This window comes from Streptomyces sp. MK7, from assembly GCF_032658145.1.
GTDB classification, from domain to species: domain Bacteria; phylum Actinomycetota; class Actinomycetes; order Streptomycetales; family Streptomycetaceae; genus Streptomyces; species Streptomyces spiralis.
Genome location: NZ_JAVACL010000108.1, coordinates 1 through 3,756, shown reverse-complemented (window position 1 = coordinate 3,756; position 3,756 = coordinate 1). Strand labels below are relative to the sequence as shown.

3 protein-coding genes and 1 pseudogene are annotated in these 3,756 nt (G+C 65.8%); 2 read left to right on the top strand and 2 right to left on the bottom strand.

The window, feature by feature from the left end:
* Both R2S09_RS39950 and ctaD read right to left on the bottom strand, forming a co-directional pair.
* Positions 1-191: DUF6417 family protein (locus R2S09_RS39950; protein ID WP_316746177.1), on the bottom strand; the 191-nt coding region annotated here is incomplete at its 3' end.
* Between the two features lie 429 nt (positions 192-620).
* Entirely contained in the window at positions 621-2,300 is a 1,680-nt protein-coding gene (gene ctaD, locus R2S09_RS39945) for a cytochrome c oxidase subunit I (RefSeq protein ID WP_306192216.1), read from the bottom strand.
* Positions 2,301-2,585: 285 nt separating this feature from the next.
* Here ctaD and R2S09_RS39940 point away from each other — a divergent pair.
* Together R2S09_RS39940 and R2S09_RS39935 are read left to right on the top strand one after the other, a co-directional pair.
* Positions 2,586-2,744: pseudogene (locus R2S09_RS39940) on the top strand (IS30 family transposase); the annotation flags it as partial.
* A 207-nt stretch (positions 2,745-2,951) separates the two neighbouring features.
* A complete protein-coding gene (locus R2S09_RS39935) occupies positions 2,952-3,725 on the top strand; it encodes an SDR family oxidoreductase (RefSeq protein ID WP_316746176.1) in 774 nt (257 codons plus the stop codon).
* Positions 3,726-3,756 lie beyond the last annotated feature (31 nt).

Below are 3,756 nucleotides of genomic sequence, written 5' to 3'. Positions count from 1 at the left end.
ACCCGGGCTGCGATCTCCTTCGCCAGTCGGCCGGCGTCCTGCGATAGCGGCCCGCCCTCTTCCGCCAACGTCACCAGCAGCCGCAGCCGGTCGTGCGCCTCCTGAAGGGTCAGCAGGGCCAGCCGCTCTCCGGCATGCGGCAGCGGGGCGAAGTCGAGCGCCTGGAGGGCGAAGAGGTCATAGTCGTCCATGCCCCAGGAACGGGCTGTGCCGCCCGGCCGTCACCGCCTGGAACGCATCAGCCCCGTCCAGCCGGGGGATGCTGGACGGGGCCGGTACAACAGTGTGGCAGTGGAGGGCGGTCGCCTCCCGGCGAAAGGCTCCACAGGGCTTCAGCCGAACGATCATCCCTGTGGGCAATAGGTGAGACCCGGGGCCACAGTTCCCTTCACCACCACACCCTCCACAACCACCCGCACCCGGTGAATGTTCCCCCCAACCGGTCGGGCGCCCATCGGACCAGGAAGCAACCACCCCTGCCCCTCCGCGCATCGCCTACGCGCTGCGGCGGGGTTTCCTAACCGCCGTCTTCTTCCCCGAGGTCGCGTAGCCCTCCACCTGGTTGACCAAATGGGCGGGCTGGAGCGGATCCCGGCCGCCCATGCGTCCCGCCGCGTCCCTCATCTCGGCAGGCCCAGGTTCTCCCGCTTGTCCGCGAGCGAGACCTCGGGATGGTTCAGGTCGAACGTCGGGGACTCGCTACGGATGACGGGCAGGGTGACGAAGTTGTGCCGGGGCGGCGGGCAGGAGGTCGCCCACTCCAGCGAGCGTCCGAAGCCCCACGGGTCGTCGACCCCGACCTTCTCGCCGTACTTGGCCGTCTTCCACACGTTGTAGAGGAACGGCAGCACCGACAGGCCCAGCAGGAAGGAACCGATGGTGGAGATCATGTTCAGCGTGGTGAAACCGTCGGCCGCGAGATAGTCGGCGTACCGGCGCGGCATGCCCTCCGCACCCAGCCAGTGCTGCACCAGGAACGTGGTCTGGAAGCCGACGAACAGCATCCAGAAGTTCATCTTGCCCAGGCGTTCGTCGAGCATTTTGCCGGTCCACTTCGGCCACCAGAAGTAGAAGCCGGCGAACATCGCGAAGACGACCGTGCCGAACACCACGTAGTGGATGTGCGCCACCACGAAGTACGAGTCCGACACCTCGAAGTCCAGGGGCGGTGAGGCCTGTAGGACGCCAGTCAGACCGCCGAAGAGGAAGGTCACCAGGAAGCCGCAGGCGCACAGCATCGGCGTCTCGAAGGACAACGACCCCTTCCACAGGGTGCCGATCCAGTTGAAGAACTTCACTCCCGTCGGCACGGCGATCAGGAAGCTCATGAAGGAGAAGAACGGCAGCAGCACCCCGCCGGTGACGAACATGTGGTGCGCCCACACGGTCACGGACAGACCCGTGATGGAGATGGTCGCGCCGACCAGGCCCATGTAGCCGAAGATCGGCTTGCGGGCGAAGACGGGGATGATCTCGGTGACGATGCCGAAGAACGGCACCGCGATGATGTACACCTCGGGATGGCCGAAGAACCAGAAGAGGTGCTGCCACAGCAATGCCCCTCCATTGGCGGCGTCGAAGACATGGGCGCCGAACTTGCGGTCCGCCTCCAGCGCGAGCAGCGCGCCCGCCAGGACGGGGAAGGCGAGCAGCACCAGGACGCTGGTGAGCAGCACGTTCCAGGTGAAGATCGGCATGCGGAACATGGTCATGCCCGGCGCACGCATGCAGATGATCGTGGTGATGAAGTTGACCGCGCCCATGATCGTGCCGAAGCCGGACAGGGCCAGGCCCATAATCCAGAAGTCGGCGCCGATGGTGGGCGAGTGCTCCGCGTTGTTCAGCGGGGCGTAGGCGAACCAGCCGAAGCCGGCGGCACCGTCCAGGGTGAGGAAACCGCCGAGAACAATCAGCGAGCCGAACAGATAGAACCAGTAGGCGAGCATGTTCAGCCGCGGGAAGGCCACGTCCGGGGCGCCGATCTGCAGCGGCATGATCCAGTTGGTGAAGCCGGCGAACAGCGGCGTAGCGAACACCAGCAGCATGATCGTGCCGTGCATCGTGAAGAACTGGTTGTACTGCTCGGTCGACATGATCTGCAGGCCCGGGCGGGCCAGTTCCGCACGCATCAGCAGCGCCAGGATGCCACCGAACAGGAAGAACGTAAACGAGGTGGTCAGATACAGCGAACCGATCCTCTTGTGATCGGTCGTCGTCACCCACTTCAACACCACAGCGCCCGGCCGCAGGACACGACGGGGGCCGGCGGCTTCCGGTGTGCTGTGCTGAACGTCTGTCATGCGGCCCGTGACACGCTTTCTCTCAAGGCATGGATGCGCGAGCTCCGCAGGGCTCGGCACCATCTTTGCGCCCGGTGCACGCGAAGCGGCCGGCTGCCGCCGCCGAAAGGCCCTGTAACCGGGCGAATGCACCCGGTCGGCCTAGGGCCCGACCGTACTCACGGAGCAGGACAGGAGTTGGTTCCGGCCCACCCGCTCCCCCGGCACCTCCGCCATGACGTGCACGAGACGGAGCTGCTCGCGCCGGCTTCCCTGCAGGCCAGCGGGTGAGGGAGCGCCTGCCAGGTCGGTCGTCATCCCTCGACCATCCCCGTGGAGTTGCGTCGCAACGCGGCTGCTCGCGGAGGCAAGCTCGACTACCGGGCGTCGGTCGCGCAGTGGAGGGCAGAGCTGATGGCGCGACACCCCAAGCAGCCCAAGCTGGTCAGGAACCAGCGTCGTCGCGCGACCATCCGCTTTCCGTGAGCGGATTGTTCACCTTTGCGACGAGGACATGTTGGCGTATTTCCCGGTGCCTGTCGTGTGCTCTGCACGGGTGAGCGGAGGCGACCATACGGTGCATCGTTTCGGTAGAGCCCTCGTAGAGCTGCCGTGCATCTGGGATGAAATGGCGGGAAAGAAATGTCCGTCTCTCAACGGAGTGTGATCTGTATGGCTTCGGACTTCGAAGGCAAGAAACTCGTCGCGATCGGTGGCGCCAGCGGCATGGGATTTCAAACCGCGCAGAACGTCATCGAGAAGGGCGGTAGCGCGGTCATCGTGGGCCGCCCCGGCCAGAAACTCGACGACGCCGTGGCAAGCCTGTCACGTTCGGGCAGCGCATGGTCGATCGCAGCTGACCTGACGAACCGGGACCAGGTCGTCGAGGCGCAGAATCAGCTGGCGCAGAACCACTCCGACGCCACTCTCCTCGTCAACTCGGCGGGGTTCTTCCTGCCCAAGCCGTTCCTCGACTACGAGGTCGCGGACTACGACTCCTATCACGATCTGAACAGGTCGACGTTTTTCCTGACACAGACCATCGTCCGCGGCATGATCGCCGCAGGCCAGGGCGGCGCCATCGTGAACGTGGGCAGCATGTGGGCGCACCAGGCACTCGCCGTGACACCCTCATCGGCCTACTCGATGGCCAAGGCGGGCCTGCACGCCCTCACCCACAACCTGGCCATCGAGCTCGCCAGCGAGCGCATCCGTGTGAACGCTGTTGCTCCCGCCGTCACCAGGACGCCCCTGTTCGAGAAGGTCTTCCCCGCGGACCAGCTGGACGGCGCGATGGAACAGCTGAGCGGGCTGCAGCCCCTGGGCCGGGTCGGCACCCCCCAGGACGTGGCCTCCGCGATCGTCTTCCTCCTCTCGTCGGCCTCGAGCTGGACGACCGGCGCCATCCTCAACGTCGACGGCGGGGTCATGGCAGGCCGCAATTAAAACCTCTCCCGTAACCGGTCCACGCGACCGG